Below are 17,530 nucleotides of genomic sequence, written 5' to 3' on the forward strand. Positions count from 1 at the left end.
ACGAAGTCGGATGTGAAAGGTAAAAAGTGACGGAAGCGAGAAGGGCGGAGGCGGAGGATGGGAAGCAGACGAGGACGATCGCCGTCGATCTGGTCGCACGCGTGGAGGGTGAAGGGGCGCTCCGTGTCACCGTGAAAGACGGCGCCGTCCAGGACGTGGAGCTCAGGATCTTCGAGCCGCCGAGGTTTTTCGAGGCCTTCTTGCAAGGGCGGCATTACAGCGAAGTGCCGGACATCGTCGCGCGGATCTGCGGCATTTGCCCCGTGGCGTACCAGATGAGCGCGGTCCATGCGCTCGAACAGATATTCGGATTGAGAGTCGAAGGATCCCTGCGAGACCTGCGGCGGCTCATCTACTGCGGCGAATGGATCGAGAGTCATGCCCTGCATATCTATATGCTCCAAGCGCCGGACTTTCTCGGGTACGAGAGCGGCATCGCGATGGCGAAAGATCATGCAGCGACCGTAACCAGAGGCCTTCGGCTCAAGAAGGCCGGCAATGCGATCATGGCGCTGCTCGGCGGCCGCTCCGTGCATCCGGTCTCCGTGAAAGTCGGTGGCTTCTCGCGGGTGCCGCGGCGCAGCGAGCTGGAGCGGATGAAAGACGAACTCTTATGGGCGCGCGATGCGGCGGTGGAAACCGTGCGCTGGGTGGCGGGGTTCGACTATCCGGAGTTTACTCCTGACTACAATGATGTCGCGCTCAGCCACCCAGATGAGTATCCGTTCAATGAAGGGCGGATCGTCGCCTCCAGCGGGTTGCAGATCTCGGTGAGCGAATTCGAGCGATATTTCACCGAGCATCAGGTCTCCTATTCCACCGCGCTCCACTGCACATTGCAAGGCTCCTCCTATTTAGTCGGTCCGCTGGCTCGTCTGAATCTGAATCAGGAGCATGTGACACCGTTGGTAAAGCAGGTCTTGGCCGACTGCGCGGTGGCATTGCCGTTGCGTAATCCGTTTCGTGGGATCATCGCGCGTGCGGTCGAAATCCTCTATGCTCTGGAGGAATCATTGCGGCTCATCGAACGGTATGAGCCTCCGCCCTTGGCGGCGCTGCCGGTTATCGTTCGACCAGGCATCGGCATGGCCTGCACGGAAGCGCCCCGGGGGATTCTCTACCATCGGTACCGGGTAGATGGTGACGGCGTGATTCGTGAAGCCAAGATCGTTCCTCCCACCTCGCAGAACCAATCTCGTATCGAACAGGACCTGCGTCTCTTCATGCCGCGCCTGTTGCACCTTCCCGATCAGGAGGCGGCGCTGGCCTGTGAACGGGTCATCCGTTGCTACGATCCCTGCATTTCCTGCGCGACCCATTTTTTGAATCTGGAGATTACCCGGGAAGGGGCTGCATGAAGAAAGACCGTCCCCGTTCATCCGCCATTCGGATCATCGGTCTTGGCAACGGCATGCGAGGCGACGACGCGGTCGGACTCCTGGCGGCTCGCCGAATCAGGCGACAAGTCGGCGACCAGGTCGAGGTGATCGAAGCGGAGATGGCGGGAGTTGATCTTGTGGAATTGATGGAAGGGGCGCAAGCCGTCATTCTCATCGATGCCGCGCGCAGCGGACAAGCTCCCGGCACGATCCATCGGCTCGATGCCTCGGCCGGCCCGATCGGGAGCCGGATGTTTCCGCGATCCAGCCACGCTCTCGGCACGGTGGATGCGCTGGAGCTGGCTCGCGCGATGGGAGTGCTGCCCGCTGCCGTTATTGTGTATGGAGTGGAAGCAGACAACACGGAAGCGGGCCGACCGCTCTCGCCTTTGGTGGCCACAGCGTTGGATCAGGTGGTGCAACAGGTCGTCCAAGAATGTGAAGCGCGCTATGCATGAGCTCCATCTGATGAAGCAAGTCGTGAAGGCTGTGGAGGCCGAGTTGGATGGAACGCAACGCGCAAAACTCTCGGTCGTGCGCCTCAAAATCAGCGCGCTTTCCCATCTCCTGACCCATGATCACGCAACCGTCCAGGCAACATTCGGATTGGCCGCGCGCGGCACGAGGGCCGAAGGCGCGACGTTGGAGATCATCGCCATCCCAGGGAACGCGTGGTGCCTTCGTTGTCACAGCGACCGCACGGTCACAAGAGCGGATGCCGTCTGTTCCGCTTGCGGAGGGCCAGTGGCCGCGGGACCGGCAGAGCCGGAAGTCGTGCTCCATGAGTTGGTCGTCCTGGAATGAAACACCTCCTTGCGCAACGCCTGCGGGTCGAGGTGGAAGGAACGGTGCAGGGTGTGGGGTTCCGCCCGTTTGTCTATCGACTCGCGCATGAGCTTGAGCTGACTGGATGGGTTCTCAATACAAGAAACGGCGCGCTCATCGAAGTGGAAGGGGAATCGCGGGCGGTTGAGACGTTCCTTCAGCGACTGCAAGCCGATGCGCCGGTCACGGCATTGATTGAGACAATGAGTGTGCGCGTTATTCCGGCGCTTGGCGACAAGGGCTTTTCGATCGGCCGGAGTGCCGAGGCGGGTCAGCGAGTCCTTGTCATACCGCCGGATCTGGCCGCCTGCGAAGACTGTCGGCGCGAACTGCATGATCCGCGCGATCGCCGCTTTCGATATCCCTTCCTCACCTGCACGCAGTGCGGCCCCCGATATAGTCTGCTCACAGCGATTCCATATGAACGTTCCAATACGACGATGGCCGGATTCGAACTCTGCTCCGCCTGTCGAGCCGACTATGAAACGGAAGCCGATCGCCGTTTTCACGCGGAACCGATCGCCTGTCCGCTCTGCGGTCCGCGCCTGTGCTTGTGGGATGAGCAGGGCCATGAAATCGCGGGTCCCCAGGAAGCCTTGCGGCAGGCTCACAGCATGCTCGATCAAGGGCTCATTGTCGCGGTCAAAGGACTGGGTGGGTTTCAGCTCTGGGTCGACGCACAATCCGAGAAGGCTGTCCGGCGCTTACGTGAGCGGAAACGAAGGCCGGAGAAACCCTTCGCCGTGCTGTTCCCGTCCGTTGATGCAATCAGAGGGTATTGCCTGTTGACTTCAGAGGAGGAAGCGCTCCTCCGCTCGCCCCAAGCTCCGATCGTCTTGGTTCGCAAGCGGCGAGACGCGGTCCTCGCTGAGTCCGTGGCGCCAGGCAATCCTTATCTCGGCGTGATGTTGCCGGCGACGCCGCTCCATCATCTCCTGATGGCCTCGCCGCAGCGGCCCATGGTGGCCACGAGCGGCAATCGCTCCGAAGAACCGATCGTGACCGATGAGCGGGAGGCCCTGGTTCGATTGAAAGGGATCGCCGACGCGCTGCTCGTGCATGATCGGCCGATCGCGAGGCCGGTCGATGATTCGGTGGCGCTGGTGGTTCCCGGAAAAGCTCAGTCGGTGGATGGAGAACGAACGAAACAACCAAGAGCCGATGTGATGATCCTCCGGCGAGCGCGGGGCTATGTGCCGCAGTCCATCCGCTGGAATGACGACGTCGCGGATAGAACGGCGCAAGGGCCGATTCTCGCCGTGGGCGGGCACCTGAAGAACACGGTCGCTCTGCTGACGGGCAATCGTGTCGTGCTCAGTCAGCACCTCGGTGATCTTTCTACCATGGAAGCGGACAAGGCTTTCCGGCAGGCCGTTAAGGATCTCCAACGGCTGCTCGAGGTCACACCACGGGCCATTGCCTGCGATCTCCATCCGGACTATCGCTCGACCGGTTTCGCGCGTGAGCTGGTGGCGACTTTGTCCGTTCCGTTGATTCCCGTGCAGCATCACCATGCCCATGTGGTGTCCTGCATGGCCGAACACAGGCTGGGCGGCGAGGTACTCGGCATCGCTTGGGACGGGGCTGGGTATGGAGGAGACGGCCAGGTGTGGGGCGGAGAATTTTTGATCGTGGACTATCGGCAGTTCACGCGGTTTACCTCCCTCAAACCCTTTCGGTTGCTGGGCGGAGAAGCAGCCATGAAGGAGCCAGGCCGATCTGCAGCCGCCGTCTTGTGGGAGCTGATGGGAGAGAAGATGCCGGCGCACGAGCTGCCTTCTTGGAACGTGCCGCGCGATCAGCGTGAGAAGTTCGCAGGCGTGCTCAAGTCCGGCATCGCGTCGCCATGGACCACGAGCATGGGACGACTCTACGACGCTGTGGCGGCCCTTACGGGTCTGTGCCATCATGCTTCTTTCGAAGGGCAAGCGGCGATGGCGGTTCAGTTTGCTGCCGAGCAAGAGGCGGAGGCAGGCGGAGCAGCGGTAGCAGGATATCCGATGGATCTGATGCCCTGTACCAGTCCAGATACGAAGTGGATGATCGATTGGCGCCCCATGGTGGGGGCCATGCTGGACGACCTTCGTCGAGGCTGTCGTCCCGAGCACATTGCCGCACGGTTTCATGCGGGTCTTGCCGCGGCGACTGTGCGTGTCGCCCAGGCGGCTGGCCTTCCCCGAGTCGCCCTGACCGGCGGCTGTTTTCAAAATCGGCTGCTCCTATCGCTGGTCAGGCGACAATTAGAGGAGGCGGGGTTCGCTGTTTACAGCCACGCGCTGGTTCCCCCCAATGACGGGGGATTGTCTTTGGGGCAGGCGGTAATTGCCGCGCAGCGGCTGGCAGGATGTTGAAAAAGCCTCCATCCAGCGTCGTTCTCGCGTCATTTTGAAACACGTGAAGTGTATCTCGTGAAGCGTGGAATAAAACGGCGGGAAAGATCTGGAGAGCTGCGGCTTGCATGCGGAGAGGCGCGTCTTGGCCCTCGGCTTCGCCGCGAGGCGTGCGAAGCGGGCGCGCCGGGGTCGGGAGGGTGAGATCAGAGACCTTTTTGAACATCCTGCGGAATCTTGTGATCTGCCCATGACCTCCAAGAATCGAGAATTCGTGAGTGCAACATAGGGTTTGAAAAATCTGCTGGAAGGGGAGAGTCTGGAATGTGTCTCGCGGTCCCAGGACAAGTCTTGAGCGTTGAGGATGACGCGCTTCGTACGGCGACGGTGTCGTTCGGTGGAGTCACGAAATCTGTCTCATTAGCCTTGGTGCCGGAAGCAGGGGTGGGCGACTATGTGATCGTCCATGTCGGCTTTGCAATCAGCCGGTTGGATGAAGAGGCGGCGCGACGAACGTTGGAGATCTACGCCGACCTGGCTGCTTCAGGCTCGCCGGATGGGGTTGATCGCAAAGCGCCGGACATAGCGCGTTAAGCATTGTGAATCAGTAGTGGAATCGGAGTCGCACAATTTCCAGTGCGTCATGTACCACGCGATAGACCGTGCGATGTTCGTCTTTCCTCGCTTCTTGCACCTTCAACGGTGGCCCTCCTACAATACGGCTCGCTCTTGTTTCAGGCTGCTCAACCATGTCCTTTGCTCTCGGCCGCCGCTATCGTTTTCCGGTCTTCATGCCCGTTAGATACGGGCGTGGGAACGAGACTGGCTACGGAAGCATCACGAACCTGTCTCCATTGGGGTGGCGACGAATTCTTTCCCTGGCTCTGCTCTTTCTCTTGAGCTCAGCCGAGGCATTTCCTTTCGGCGGCGAAGTGGTCAGAGTTCTTGAAGGGGGCACGATCGAAGTGGTGCGCCTCGGGAAGGCGGAACGCATCCACTTGCATGGTCTCGACTGTCCTGAGAAGGGGCAACCCCATGGTGACGAGGTGAAAGAAGCGATCTCGGCCCTTGTCTTCGCCATGGCGGTCACGGTCGAGCCCTATGGGAAGGACAAGTACGGGCGAATCATGGCCGATGTGCTGCTTGCGGATGGAACCAACGTGAATCATGCCTTGGTGAAGGAAGGCCGATGTTGGTGGTCTCGGAGGTCCGCGCCGGACAACGCTGAACTGGAACGGCTTGAGCTGGAAGCAAGGGAGGCGAAGAAGGGATTGTGGGAAGACCCTGAACCAATCCCCCCATGGGAGTACCGGAAAACCCAGCGGAGACAGTCCCCCGGCGCGCCGAACAACTGAGCCACACATCGTACTGAGACGGGAATGTCGAAATCGACTGCAACTACACACCTTGTTGTTCCGCATGCATACCGGCCAGGTGCGATTCGAATCATCACTGCCCGCCGTGTAACGCGGGGAGAAAGGAAACTCTGTGAAGAAGGCTAAAGACGAGATGCGTTCGGAGTACAAGCGGTCGGATTTTGCAAAGCTGGAAAGAGGAAAGTTCTATGCAGAAGTGGCGGCGGGAACTTCTGTCGTCTTGTTGGAACCGGCGATCGCCAAGGCATTTCCCACGTCCAAGGCAGTGAATGAAGCGCTTGCTGGCCTCCTCGTTCTGGCCAAGAAGACATCACGCACCACACGGCGCCCAACACGAGCGCGCACAAAGGCGGCGCACACGGCTTAGCGCTGCGTTAGGCATCATGGTGTGGATCGATGAGTTAGAGATGCTTGCCAACCAATAACGATACAGCACAAGGTGTACGTGAAAACCTAGGAAGTCCAAAATGACCCCGAACTATTGGCGGTCAAGCGTTTTGACCAGACTGCGATCGGCGCGAAGCCTGTCGTGGTTGCCTACAAGGAACAGGGGCAGGATGGGTTCGTGATCACAGTGTTCATGACCTCGAAGATCGATAAATTGCTCAAAAGAGGCATCCAACGGGCGACCGACAGCGAAACGGACGGGCGCTTCGTCTATCATTACGACGGAAACGAATTGGTCGGCGTCACTGTTCTGCATGCCAAGTCCAGCGCGAGGGGCAGACGCCGCCTAGTGAGAATCGAATAGGCTGACCCGTCATCTTCTTTGCCACCGGTTCCCCCTCGTTCCTCTTTTCGATATCATTATTGTGGGTTCGCGGTTGCCTCTCATTGAAACGCCAACAATTATGGCGTTATGCTGGACCTTTCGATGGCATTTTGTTCGGTGAAAAAGCAGCACATCTGGTTCTTATGCGAGAACGGTTTAATATTGTTGGACCTGCATCTAGATAAACAATGGTTGAGATTTCGCGCACCAACAATCGGATTACGGTGGAAGGTGATCTCCGAGATTTTCACTATCTACTTGCTCAAATTCATCAATGTATTGAGGTAGCAGGGTATCATGACGTTATCTTGGATATGTCGGCGTGTACGTCTGCTTTTCAAAACTCGATGCTTTCTGTATGCGCGCAAGTGGCCGCATATAGGAAGTCTGGAGTAACTTTCACCCTCGTTTCACCAAGGGTGAGAACGCTTTCCAACCTATTCAAGAATACAAATTGGGCACACTTCCTTGATCCACTTCAGTTCCATCAGTCCAATTTTAGGGGGCACACGAGAATTGCTGCCACGCAGTATCAGTCACCGGAAGAGCAAGGGGCTGCTGTTAACAGAATCGTTAACGTTATGCTCGGTGCCCTGCCTGACCTCGAACGAACTGACTTTGCTGCGTTTGAGTGGGCAATAAATGAGATTACCGACAACGTCCTTGTGCACGCTAAGTCGCCTATTGGCGGGCTCGTTCAAGTCTCCACCTTCCAAAAGGGGGCGAAAAGCGTACAGTTTGTTGTTGCTGACGCGGGCATAGGAATTCCCGCATCCCTAAAACCTGGCCACCCTGAGATTCGCAGCGATACGGAGGCTCTCGATTGGGCGATTCGAGAGGGAGTCACTAGGGACACCAGGATTGGTCAAGGTAATGGGCTATTTGGGAGTTACAGGGTCTGCAGCAAGTCAAAGGGCCACTTCCAAATAGATTCTGGGCATGCCCGATTGGAATACAACCCAAGGCGACAGCAGATGTCGATAACCAATCAGACCATCCCATATTCTGGCACCTTGATAGCCGCAACGATTGATTTCAGTAATCCCAAACTTCTCGCCGATGCTTTGCAATTCAAAGGGGAGACGTACCGTCCGACCGACTATGTTGAGTTCACTTACGAAGGTCGTGATGGAGGTCCTGTCTCATTCCTGCTACGTGACGAATGCACGTCTTTTGGCAGTCGCGTTTCAGGAAAACCAGTAAGGCAAAAGCTACACAACATAATAAAGATGACAGATTCTCGCGTGGTCAACGTTGACTTCAGCGGCGTACCGGTTATTTCCAGTAGTTTTGCCGATGAGGCATTCGGAAAACTATTCTTGCAGCTGGGTCCGATGCAATTTATGCAACGTGTGCGTTTGGTAAACACGATTGATACGGTTGAATCCCTTATTAATCGGGCCATTGAACAGCGTATGAAGGTTGGTTTATCAGATGCAGGCGTATAATTAGCTGCTCAAGTTACTTATGGCCTGGAGTCCAATCGACCGTATCGATCAAGCCCTCCTGGCCCTGGAGTTTGCCATCAAGGTCATGAACTACGTGGCCCTTGGAAAAATCAACAAAGAGGACCTCGACTGCAACACATTGATTCGTTTGCCGGGCGGCAACTTAAGTTTCGGCAAGTCTACATTCCATACCTACGACGATCTTGTTCACGCCAGCGAGAATCTTTACTCGCAGGCCTTGGCAGCTTCAGCCGTGGCTATGGAAGCGGCTCTGCAAGGCGCCGGCATTCGTAACGACCCGAATGACCGTTCTGACCGAGGTCACGTGCGGAGCCTTATCTACATGGTTCGGTCAGCGTTCGCTCACGATCCCCAAGTTCCGGCGTGGAGTGTGCGCGGGCCATACGCCCAGCAGATTCGGCTGCGGTTCGGGCGTCATGATCTCAAGGTAGATATGGGAGCCTTGGATGGTCAACCCCTGGCGCTCGAGCACTTCGGTGGTCCTCTTGTGTTCTGGGACTTGATGCATGAGGTCCGCGCTTGGGTTTGTGAGGGATCACCATCATGAAGTACGTGGACGAGTTTCGCGATCGTGCCGTGGCGACGGCGCTCGCGGAGCGGATCAAGCAGACGGTGCGTCGGCCTTGGACGATCATGGAAGTCTGTGGCGGACAGACCCACGCGATCGTGCGGTTCGGCCTCGATAGCCTGTTGCCGCAAGACCTCACGCTGGTTCATGGACCTGGCTGTCCGGTTTGTGTGACCTCGGTCTCTCTCATCGACCGAGCTGTCTGCCTCGCGTCATTGCCTAGAGTGATGTTCTGCTCGTTCGGCGACATGCTGCGCGTTCCCGGTTCCCGTGGCGACCTTTTCGGCGTGAAGGCGGCGGGCGGAGATGTCCGGATCATCTACTCGCCGTTGGATGCGCTCGAACTCGCCAGGAAAAATCCCGATCGAGAGATTGTTTGCTTCGCCGTGGGGTTTGAGACCACCGCGCCGGCCTGGGCCATGGCGGTCACGCAGGCGAAACAGTCTGGCATCACGAACTTCAGCATGCTGATCGCTCATGTCCTCGTGCCCCCGGCGATGGAGGCGATCCTGTCGTCGCCGCAGAATCGGATTCAAGGGTTTCTGGCCGCAGGCCATGTCTGCACTGTGATGGGCTATGAGGAGTACGAGGCCATCGCGCAGCGCTATAAAGTCCCGATCGTCGTGACCGGGTTCGAACCGCTCGATGTGCTCGAAGGCGTGGCCATGCTGGTGAGCCAATTGGAAGAGGGACGAGTGGAGGTCGAGAATCAGTATGTGCGATCCGTCAGCAGGGAGGGGAACCGACCAGCGAGGAACATCGTCGACGAAGTATTCGAACCGGTGTCGCGGGCTTGGCGCGGCATCGGCGACATTCCGGCAAGCGGTCTTCGGCTGAGAGCCGCGTACAGCGCCTACGACGCAGAGGTGAAGTTTCGCCGGGAACTTGCGCAACTCGTCGAAGGAAAGGAGGATCCAGAATGCCGGAGCGGGCTCGTTCTCCAGGGTCTGCTCAAGCCGATGGACTGTCCGGCCTTCGGGACTCGTTGCACGCCGGAACAGCCCTTAGGCGCGCCGATGGTGTCGAGCGAAGGGGCCTGCGCCGCTTACTATAGATACCGGGGGCAAGTGAAGCGTGAAGCCCGCTTCACCGACTCAGCGAGGCGAGCGTGAAGCGTATAGGCCGACAGTTTCAGGTTTCATGTTTGATTTTGTAACTTTTGGTTTCTGCGAACTTGAAACGTGAAGCTAGCAACTCAGGATCAAGATACGAAACAGGACGATGACCGATAACAAATCTTATGAGCCGGCTTGTCCGTTGCCGATCTCGGCAAAGAACACGGTGCAGCTCGCGCACGGCGGGGGCGGGCGGCTCATGCAGGAGTTGGTTCAAAACGTATTCGTGCAGGCATTTGGCAATCCGCTGCCGGACTCCTTGCATGACGGCGCAACATGGCCTGTGGAGAAAGGCACGCTCGCCTTCACTACAGATTCCTACGTGGTGCGTCCGCTGTTTTTTCCCGGCGGCGATATCGGAAGTCTGGCGGTGAACGGCACGATCAACGATCTGGCGATGTGCGGCGCGAAGCCCCTTTATCTGAGTGCGGCGTTCATTCTGGAAGAAGGACTGAGTTTGGACGTGCTCCAGCGAGTCGTGCGCTCGATGGCCGAGGCAGCGCGGGCAGCTGGTGTACCGATTGTGACCGGCGATACGAAGGTTGTGGATCGAGGTAAGGGCGATGGGATCTTCATCAACACGGCTGGGGTTGGTCTGGTGCCGGCCGGAGTCCGCGTGCTGCCGACGTTGATCCAACCGGGCGACGCCGTTCTCGTGAGCGGTGATCTTGGGTCCCACGGCGTGGCGGTACTGAGCGTGCGGGAAGGACTGACATTCACGAGCAATATCGAAAGTGATTCGGCGCCGTTGCATCATATTGTTGCTGACCTACTCGAGAGCGGCATCGACATCCATTGTCTGCGCGATCTTACCCGTGGCGGGCTGGCCAGCGTATTGAACGAACTGGCCCTTGCAGCGAAGGCGGGCATGATTGTGGAGGAGATAGCCATTCCGGTGAACGAGCCGGTGCGTGGAGCCTGTGAGCTGCTAGGCCTCGATCCGCTCTATGTGGCGAATGAGGGGCGCTTCGTCGCGATGGTCCCGGCGCCGCAGGCCGAAGCCGCGCTGGCGGTGATGCACCGGCACAAGACAGCCAGCTTGGCGGCTCAGATCGGGACGGTGGCAGACCGCGATCCTCCGATGGTCGTTCTACGGACTGTTGTCGGCACGCATCGTGTCCTCGATCTGCTGTCGGGCGAGCAACTGCCTCGCATTTGTTGAGCCAAGCAGGAGGACAGCAAGCCGATCATCAGGCCCCACCAACTCTCAGCTGTCTTCAAGAGTTATTGCCCCGCTTGATGCAATCTCATCTCTGAGTATGACGGCCCCACTGCGGCTGTGGCGTTTCGCGACAGTGATCGGTTGACCTTCCGTGGAGTTTTTCCCGACGCTACACCGGTATTGCATTGTAGACGATGCGAAGTCTTGTGCTTTCAACACTTTCAGCTTGGTCGGAGAGGCATGTAGGGTTTCATCCAATGGCACAATGATTGCGCATTGATCCTTCAAGGGTGTTCTGTTCAAGGAGGGTTATGTCATCACGATCCATGGTCTTGTCGGTCTTGTTTACGCTGTTCTGCTTGGGTGGTGCTCATGCTGCATCGGAGGAGAGCAGCAGTCAAAAGGCGTTACGTGAACACTACGATCTTCAAGAGGGCAAGCGTCTCTACGAGCAATATTGCCGGTTTTGCCATGGAGAACAGGGGAAAGGCAAGGCCTTTGATGTGACTCCCCCGCCGGCCGATCTCACGAGTCCCGCCGTTCAGCAGAAGTCAGATTTCGACCTCACACAGATCATTCACGGAGGTGAGCAGGGCACCGCGATGGGAGCCTGGAAATGGACCCTGTCTGACAGGGACAAGCAGAATGTCCTCCGGTACATCCGATCGTTGGCTCAATGATGATCAGCTGAGATGTGAGTGCCATGGCAATGTGAATGTCGTGGCGCACGGAATGGAGAGAGGGGGATGACAAGATTCGTGTTGCGAACATGGGCCTCCCATGCCCGGTTGTCGGGAGCATTCCGTGTAGTACAATCATCGCAGGTGCGCAGCTCACGATGTGTGTCATAACAAGGTCCCGTTGGCTCAGGTAACAAGAGATAAAGGTCTGATACGGATGATCGATACCTCCGGCCGTAGATGTGAACAACGAACGAGTCATGGCGATCAGGCGATTGCATTGATAGTCCGAGGCCTGCTGCTCTGCATAGTCATGGCGGGGATCTCCGGCTGTATCGCGCCTGAAGCGATAGATCTGGGCTCCTATGATCCAGCCCATGATCAGAAAGCCATTGCCCGGTACTATTCGAATCAAGCCATGGCCATGCGCGAAAAATCCAATGCGCAAGCGACCGCTGCGGCGCGTTATGAAGCACTCTTTGGGGCTGAGGCCGACTTGGTCTCCGGCGCGAAGTCATTGGCACACTACTATGAGCAGACCGCCCTGGAGCTGGAACGAGTCGCTCAAGCGCATGCGGCCGTTGCGCGCAGCACGCGAACGCCCGCGGCTGTCCCGTAGGCCGTCAAGTTCGACGGAACGCACAACGCAAGAAGGGGAGGGATATATGAACGCGTCTTTCACCGCTCGGCTGCTTCTTCTCCTGATCCCGCTGCTGATGACCCTTCAGAGTTGCAGCAATATTGTGAATCCAGGAAGTCGAGGGCTGCGGTGGTATCCCCTTTCCAGCGGATTAGCGAAAGAACCGCTCAAGGAAGGATTTTACTGGCGAGCGCCTTGGAACGATGTCTTCGTCTATGACACGAGATGGAAAAGCTTTAGAGAAAAGGTGGATGCGCTGACCGCGGACGATCTGCCTGTTACCGTCTATGCCACGATCACGATGCGCCCCATGCCTGATGAAATCTATTTTCTGGCTCAGGAAGTGGGGCCTGAATGGTACAAGCAGCTGGTTCATCCGCAACTGTTGTCGGCGGTGCGCGGTGTGGTCGCGAACTACTCCATGGTCACCCTCCCGGAGCGCAGCAGTGAAATCGGGAACAAGATCGAAGCGGTGGTGGTTGAAGCATTGAAGGGGCGCCATCTGGACGTGTACAACGTGGCCCTTTCGGAAATGGAATTCTCCCAGATGGTCTTGCGGGCCATCGAACAGAAGCAGGCGAAGGAGCAGGAGAAAGAGCAGAAGAACTTCGAAGTGGTCATTGCGGAGCGCAACGCCGAGATCGCTCGGATTCAAGCCAAAGGAGAGGGCGATTCGTTGAAAATTCGCGCGGAAGGCGAATCCGACAGCATGAGGATCCGCGCCGTGGGGCAGGCGCAGGCGCAGGAGATCATCACCAAGACGCTGACGCCGACCTATTTGCAGTTCAAGCTTTATGAAAACTCCAATGCCAAGACCATCATCGTACCGGAAAGGCTCAATGTTCCGCTGATTCTGAGTCCGGGCGCCGATCACCCGAAATAGGAGTCGTCATGAGACTGGCGCAGTATTTCGAGCATGCCTATGATCCGAAGACGCTTACGGTGCGACAAATCATGGAGGGGTCGGTCTTCACGGTGAGCCCTGAAACCAGAGGGATCAGGATCGCGGAGATCATGACCGAGCGGAATTTTGGGGCGGTGCCCATCGTGGAGCGTGATTCAACGCTTGTCGGCCTCGTGTCAGAATTTGATCTGTTACGGGCCATCGACGAGGGGAAAGATCTTCGCCACATCATGGCGGAAGACATGATGACGAGAAATGTGGTGACGGTGACCGAAGACATGCTGGTGCAGGACTTCATCAAACTCATTCAAGAGAAACATCTCATCCGAACTCCGGTGGTGAAAGGAAACACGTTGGTCGGGATCGCCACGAGACGGGATGCGGTGTTCGCCTATGTGAAGGCCACGGCTTCATATTGGAGGCCAAGGAAGGGCGGAGATCTATAATTCTGGAGCGTGCCACGTCGCTCGGCTTGTAGAGTCTCGGAGCGTTGCAGGACTTATCGCAAATGTAAGAGGACCGATCAAGACGACTGCAACGTGTGTCATGGATCCCTTCCGCACCTCCGACAGTCCGCAACCCTCTCTGCTATCTTCGCCGATCGAACCCACACGTTATGTTCAGGTCCACACGATGCAAAGTGACCATGCCGTTCTCGATCGCGACCTGTTGCGCTTTGCCCCAACCGATTTAATGCATAGATTGCATTGCATGCTTTGGCTGTTCTTTCCTTTCCAAGTGTGAGCCGCTCGTCATATCCGTAAAAATAACCGTGCGCCGAATTTGACCTTGCGGGGTCTCTCTAGGTGGACTAGAATCAACTTCTCTCGCCATGACACCCAAAGCCGCCAAAAAAGAGCGTTGGGTGAGGGCACGACCGCTTTCGCCGGTATCCCACGCCGAAGATCGGCAAGGGAAGGCGGTCGAATCGGCAAAAGACGATTTCTTCGCCGAAGCCTTCCGCCTAAGTCCTCACCCGATCGGTATCACGGAACTTGAGACCGGGGTTTGTCTGGAAATCAATGACGCCGGTCTGGAGACGTTCGGCTTTCACCGGGACGAAGTCATCGGAAAGACGACGTTGATGTTAGGGATCTGGCCTGATCCTCGTGAGCGGGTCCGGCTCATCGATCGATTGAAATCTGAAAAGTCGGCCATAACTCTTGAAGTGTCGCTGCGGATGAAGAGCGGTGAATCGCGACAATTTCTCATTTCCACAGACTTGATCACGCTCGGGGGAACGCCTTGTCTCCTGACGATAGGCAATGACATTACCGAGCGCAAGAGGGCGGAGGAGGCGCTGCATCAGACCCATGAAGAGTTGGAACAACGCGTCCAGGAAAGAACCGTCGACCTCGAGCGAGCCAATGCGGCGATGCGGGATAGTGAGCAGCGGTTCCGTTTGTTCATCGAGCATGTGCCGGCTGCCATTGCGATGTTTGACCGCAACATGCGGTATTTGGCGGCTAGTCGCCGTTGGATGGAAGACTATCGGCTCACCGGAGCTATCCTCGGCCAATCGCATTATGACCTGCTTCCCGTGATTGCACCACGATGGAAGGAGATCCATCGCCGCGGACTGGCGGGAGAAATTCTGAGCGCAGATGAAGACCGGTTCGTTCGAGATGATGGCTCCCCGCAGTGGATCACCTGGGATGTTCGCCCCTGGTATAGCGGCGATGAGGTCGGCGGCATCGTGATTGCCACGGAAGATGTGACGGCTCGCGTGGAAGCACAGAACGCCTTGCATGAAAGGAAGGAACGGTCCGACCAGGTCATTCAGTTGGCCAACTTCGGCATTTTCGATCATGACCACCGCACCGGAAAAATGTACTGGTCTCCCGCGATGAGAGAAATCTACGGAGTGGGGCCGGATGATCAAACGTCTTTCGAGGGGTATATCCAATTACTGCATCCGGAAGACCGCGAAGCAGTGGTGCTGGCCGTCAAGCAGGCTCAAGATCCTACCGGTGACGATCTCTTTTCGGTAGAACACCGTGTGGTGCACCGTGACGGGAGTGTCCGGTGGGTGAGTTTTCGGTCATGGACGTTATTCGACAATGAAGGGCCGGAGCGTCGCCCTACGCGCACCTTGGGGGCGATGATCGATATCACAAAACGGAAACAGGCGGAGGAGGCGCTTCATCGCAACCAGCTGGAATTGCATCTGCAGCAAGTGCAATTGGAAGAACTGACGTCTAAGCTGCTGGCGGCGCAGGAGCATGAGCGGAAGCGAATTGCCCGTGATCTGCACGACGATGTGAGCCAGCGATTGGCCGCCTTGGTCTTGGAAGTCGCATCCTTGGAACAGCATCCTTCTACTGTATCCGGTGGGCTTGCTCGATCGCTGGCGCCACTTCGTGAACAATTGGAGCAGCTGTCTGACGATGTGCACACGCTCGCGTACCGGCTTCATCCCTCGCTGTTGGAGCACGCAGGATTGCGCCCGGCGGTCGAGGACCATGTTCAGCAGGTTTCTCGGCGCACGGGCCTGCCCATTCATCTGAAGATTCTTGATGTTCCGAACGCGGTGCCGCTTGATCAGGCGACCTGTCTCTTCCGCGTCATGCAGGAAAGCGTCCAAAATGTGGTGAAACATGCGCAGGCCACGGTCGTGACGGTCCAGCTCCGTGGGTCATCAAAGGGAGTCGCTCTGTCCGTCGTCGATAATGGGAAGGGATTTGACCCACAGGACCTGCGCACCCATCAACAGGGGTTGGGATTGAGCAGCATGGAAGAACGGCTGCGACAACTACACGGGTTCTTTCGAATTCAATCTCGCCCATCCCACGGCACCAAGGTCTGTGCGTGGGTGCCTTGCGAGGTGAAGGTCGCATGAATCGCCCCCGGATCCTAATGGCCGATGATCATGCCATCGTCCTAGCCGGACTTCGTAAGCTCGTGGAAGCCGAGGGTGAAGTGGTCGGCATGGTGGAGGACGGGCGAGCATTGGTGGAAGCGGCGCAGCAGCTTCGTCCCGACATCGTATTGTTGGATATCTCGATGCCGTTGCTCAACGGACTCGATGCGGCGCGCCAGATAAGTAAGCTGGTGCCGGAAAGCAAGCTGATCTTCCTGACCATGCATGCCACCCCCACCTATGCGACCGAAGCATTTAAGGCCGGGGCCTCGGGCTATCTGATAAAGCGGTCCGCCGCCGTGGAGCTCAAGCAAGCCATTCAGGCGGTGATGAGAGGACAACACTATATGACCCCGCTTATCACGAAAGATGTCTTGGCAGCGACACTCCAATCCTCCGGTGGTCAGCCCAGTAAGCCCTTGGTGACTTCCCTGACACAGCGGCAACGGGAGGTGTTACAGCTCGTGGCCGAGGGAAAAGGTACCAAGGCCATCGCCTCGATCCTGAACATTTCTGTAAAAACCGTGGAGTTTCACAAGTTTCGCATTATGAGTGAACTCGATCTCCACTCGACTGCCGAGCTCGTCAAATATGCGATCGCCGAGGGCCTGGTAAGTGTATCCTCGTAGTTGCGCCCGCTGGTACAGTCTACTACCCAATGTAGGACATGATATTGCTCACTACATCATGATGATTTCATATACCGGTGTTACCATTCCGCACTAGTAATTTCCCCATACCATTCTAGTGGGCTTCCTAGTTCACAAGGTCCGTCCCATATCCTTACTATTAGTGAACGAAAGGATGTTTCGTTTTTGTACTCTTTGTACATTGGCGCTTGCAATACCTGTTCTTTGAGCAGCGAGGGTCCTTCGTAATAAGAGGTCGTTGTAAGTTTTAACCATTGTGCAGGGTGAAAATGTATGCAAGTTTCAGCGATCATCGACCGTGTTTATCATGCCTTAGAGCAGTTTGGCACTACTTGCTCCATGGAAGAGGTGGTCGGGCTTTGTCCAGACCTGACGTGGAACCAAGTGTATCTGGCCATTGACTATTTGAACAAGACCGGAAAGGTCTCCGTGACCCTCGATCCAGACAGGACGTACACAGTCCGGGTGTATCCATCAGCCGCCGAGACAACATTCTCCCCCAAGCAAGATCACGCCCATAGCGCTGCCTAGAACCTCGCTCAAAATTAAAAAATGCCTCATGGATTGAGCAGCCCTTCCGCGGTGGTCTGAGCCCTCTCTCTGCACTTCTAACGATTCTGCAAGTTTTCAATGCCGGAATTCACCCGCATGAGGTTGCTGCCTCTTTGTAGAATAGTTTCAAAGACAAGATGCGTTCTCAATAAATCTCTAGAAGAGGGAAGGTTCTACTTGACAGTCGATGTGTTCAGGAATAAATTTACGCCCCAGAAAAATCCCAAAGGGCCATGGGGCCAAGTTGT

The 17,530-nt window shown here is 57.0% G+C and carries 18 protein-coding genes; all 18 read left to right on the forward strand.

Going from position 1 to position 17,530, the window contains the following annotated elements:
- Positions 1-26: 26 nt before the first annotated feature.
- The 18 genes from COMA2_RS08570 (at position 27) to COMA2_RS08650 (ending at position 16,709) form a co-directional block, all read left to right on the forward strand.
- Positions 27-1,358 carry a Ni/Fe hydrogenase subunit alpha gene (locus COMA2_RS08570; protein ID WP_217490677.1) on the forward strand — a complete coding sequence of 444 codons (1,332 nt, stop codon included), beginning with the start codon at positions 27-29 and terminating at the stop codon, positions 1,356-1,358.
- Positions 1,355-1,837, forward strand: coding sequence for a hydrogenase maturation protease (locus COMA2_RS08575; RefSeq protein ID WP_090896566.1), 483 nt, complete (start codon positions 1,355-1,357; stop codon positions 1,835-1,837). The genes COMA2_RS08570 and COMA2_RS08575 overlap by 4 nt, the downstream gene beginning before the upstream one ends.
- A 10-nt stretch (positions 1,838-1,847) precedes the next feature.
- Positions 1,848-2,183, forward strand: coding sequence for a hydrogenase maturation nickel metallochaperone HypA (locus COMA2_RS08580; RefSeq protein WP_175304474.1), 336 nt, complete (start codon positions 1,848-1,850; stop codon positions 2,181-2,183).
- Entirely contained in the window at positions 2,180-4,555 is a 2,376-nt protein-coding gene (gene hypF / locus COMA2_RS08585; RefSeq protein ID WP_090896570.1) for a carbamoyltransferase HypF, read from the forward strand. The genes COMA2_RS08580 and hypF overlap by 4 nt, the downstream gene beginning before the upstream one ends.
- Before the next feature lie 303 nt (positions 4,556-4,858).
- On the forward strand, positions 4,859-5,128 hold the full coding sequence (locus COMA2_RS08590; protein WP_090896573.1) for a HypC/HybG/HupF family hydrogenase formation chaperone: 270 nt from the start codon (positions 4,859-4,861) through the stop codon (positions 5,126-5,128).
- Between the two features lie 155 nt (positions 5,129-5,283).
- Entirely contained in the window at positions 5,284-5,889 is a 606-nt protein-coding gene (locus COMA2_RS08595; protein ID WP_090896574.1) for a thermonuclease family protein, read from the forward strand.
- A gap of 133 nt (positions 5,890-6,022) precedes the next feature.
- Positions 6,023-6,277, forward strand: coding sequence for a hypothetical protein (locus COMA2_RS08600; protein WP_217490678.1), 255 nt, complete (start codon positions 6,023-6,025; stop codon positions 6,275-6,277).
- 114 nt (positions 6,278-6,391) lie between these two features.
- The gene (locus tag COMA2_RS08605) at positions 6,392-6,661 is read left to right on the forward strand and encodes a hypothetical protein (protein ID WP_090896577.1); all 270 of its coding nucleotides are present in this window, start codon (positions 6,392-6,394) and stop codon (positions 6,659-6,661) included.
- Between the two features lie 209 nt (positions 6,662-6,870).
- Complete coding sequence (locus COMA2_RS08610; protein ID WP_090896578.1) at positions 6,871-8,130, forward strand: STAS-like domain-containing protein; 1,260 nt, start codon at positions 6,871-6,873, stop codon at positions 8,128-8,130.
- A 19-nt stretch (positions 8,131-8,149) separates the two neighbouring features.
- On the forward strand, positions 8,150-8,698 hold the full coding sequence (locus COMA2_RS08615) for a hypothetical protein (RefSeq protein ID WP_090896581.1): 549 nt from the start codon (positions 8,150-8,152) through the stop codon (positions 8,696-8,698).
- Entirely contained in the window at positions 8,695-9,831 is a 1,137-nt protein-coding gene (gene hypD / locus COMA2_RS08620; protein ID WP_090896583.1) for a hydrogenase formation protein HypD, read from the forward strand. The genes COMA2_RS08615 and hypD overlap by 4 nt, the downstream gene beginning before the upstream one ends.
- A gap of 109 nt (positions 9,832-9,940) precedes the next feature.
- A complete protein-coding gene (gene hypE, locus COMA2_RS08625) occupies positions 9,941-10,996 on the forward strand; it encodes a hydrogenase expression/formation protein HypE (protein WP_090896586.1) in 1,056 nt (351 codons plus the stop codon).
- A gap of 311 nt (positions 10,997-11,307) precedes the next feature.
- On the forward strand, positions 11,308-11,676 hold the full coding sequence (locus COMA2_RS08630; protein WP_090896588.1) for a c-type cytochrome: 369 nt from the start codon (positions 11,308-11,310) through the stop codon (positions 11,674-11,676).
- A gap of 217 nt (positions 11,677-11,893) precedes the next feature.
- Positions 11,894-12,295, forward strand: coding sequence for a hypothetical protein (locus COMA2_RS20140; RefSeq protein ID WP_175304475.1), 402 nt, complete (start codon positions 11,894-11,896; stop codon positions 12,293-12,295).
- Between the two features lie 46 nt (positions 12,296-12,341).
- Positions 12,342-13,199 carry a prohibitin family protein gene (locus COMA2_RS08635; protein ID WP_175304476.1) on the forward strand — a complete coding sequence of 286 codons (858 nt, stop codon included), beginning with the start codon at positions 12,342-12,344 and terminating at the stop codon, positions 13,197-13,199.
- A gap of 8 nt (positions 13,200-13,207) precedes the next feature.
- Positions 13,208-13,666 carry a CBS domain-containing protein gene (locus tag COMA2_RS08640; protein WP_090896591.1) on the forward strand — a complete coding sequence of 153 codons (459 nt, stop codon included), beginning with the start codon at positions 13,208-13,210 and terminating at the stop codon, positions 13,664-13,666.
- A 386-nt stretch (positions 13,667-14,052) separates the two neighbouring features.
- Positions 14,053-16,059, forward strand: a complete 2,007-nt coding sequence (locus tag COMA2_RS08645) for a PAS domain-containing sensor histidine kinase (RefSeq protein ID WP_090896594.1) — start codon at positions 14,053-14,055, stop codon at positions 16,057-16,059.
- Entirely contained in the window at positions 16,056-16,709 is a 654-nt protein-coding gene (locus COMA2_RS08650; RefSeq protein WP_090896597.1) for a response regulator, read from the forward strand. The genes COMA2_RS08645 and COMA2_RS08650 overlap by 4 nt, the downstream gene beginning before the upstream one ends.
- Positions 16,710-17,530 lie beyond the last annotated feature (821 nt).

Origin of the sequence: Candidatus Nitrospira nitrificans, assembly GCF_001458775.1 — a bacterium.
Lineage (GTDB): Bacteria > Nitrospirota > Nitrospiria > Nitrospirales > Nitrospiraceae > Nitrospira_D > Nitrospira_D nitrificans.

What these genes read in the sequence shown, in the direction of transcription:
- COMA2_RS08575 (WP_090896566.1), top strand. Translation starts at nt 1,355, where the DNA reads ATGAAGAAAGACCGTCCCCGTTCATCCGCCATTCGGATCATCGGTCTT.
- COMA2_RS08580 (WP_175304474.1), top strand. Translation starts at nt 1,848, where the DNA reads ATGAAGCAAGTCGTGAAGGCTGTGGAGGCCGAGTTGGATGGAACGCAA.
- hypF (WP_090896570.1), top strand. Translation starts at nt 2,180, where the DNA reads ATGAAACACCTCCTTGCGCAACGCCTGCGGGTCGAGGTGGAAGGAACG.
- COMA2_RS08590 (WP_090896573.1), top strand. Translation starts at nt 4,859, where the DNA reads ATGTGTCTCGCGGTCCCAGGACAAGTCTTGAGCGTTGAGGATGACGCG.
- COMA2_RS08595 (WP_090896574.1), top strand. Translation starts at nt 5,284, where the DNA reads ATGTCCTTTGCTCTCGGCCGCCGCTATCGTTTTCCGGTCTTCATGCCC.
- COMA2_RS08610 (WP_090896578.1), top strand. Translation starts at nt 6,871, where the DNA reads ATGGTTGAGATTTCGCGCACCAACAATCGGATTACGGTGGAAGGTGAT.
- COMA2_RS08615 (WP_090896581.1), top strand. Translation starts at nt 8,150, where the DNA reads ATGGCCTGGAGTCCAATCGACCGTATCGATCAAGCCCTCCTGGCCCTG.
- hypD (WP_090896583.1), top strand. Translation starts at nt 8,695, where the DNA reads ATGAAGTACGTGGACGAGTTTCGCGATCGTGCCGTGGCGACGGCGCTC.
- hypE (WP_090896586.1), top strand. Translation starts at nt 9,941, where the DNA reads ATGACCGATAACAAATCTTATGAGCCGGCTTGTCCGTTGCCGATCTCG.
- COMA2_RS08630 (WP_090896588.1), top strand. Translation starts at nt 11,308, where the DNA reads ATGTCATCACGATCCATGGTCTTGTCGGTCTTGTTTACGCTGTTCTGC.
- COMA2_RS20140 (WP_175304475.1), top strand. Translation starts at nt 11,894, where the DNA reads ATGATCGATACCTCCGGCCGTAGATGTGAACAACGAACGAGTCATGGC.
- COMA2_RS08635 (WP_175304476.1), top strand. Translation starts at nt 12,342, where the DNA reads ATGAACGCGTCTTTCACCGCTCGGCTGCTTCTTCTCCTGATCCCGCTG.
- COMA2_RS08640 (WP_090896591.1), top strand. Translation starts at nt 13,208, where the DNA reads ATGAGACTGGCGCAGTATTTCGAGCATGCCTATGATCCGAAGACGCTT.
- COMA2_RS08645 (WP_090896594.1), top strand. Translation starts at nt 14,053, where the DNA reads ATGACACCCAAAGCCGCCAAAAAAGAGCGTTGGGTGAGGGCACGACCG.
- COMA2_RS08650 (WP_090896597.1), top strand. Translation starts at nt 16,056, where the DNA reads ATGAATCGCCCCCGGATCCTAATGGCCGATGATCATGCCATCGTCCTA.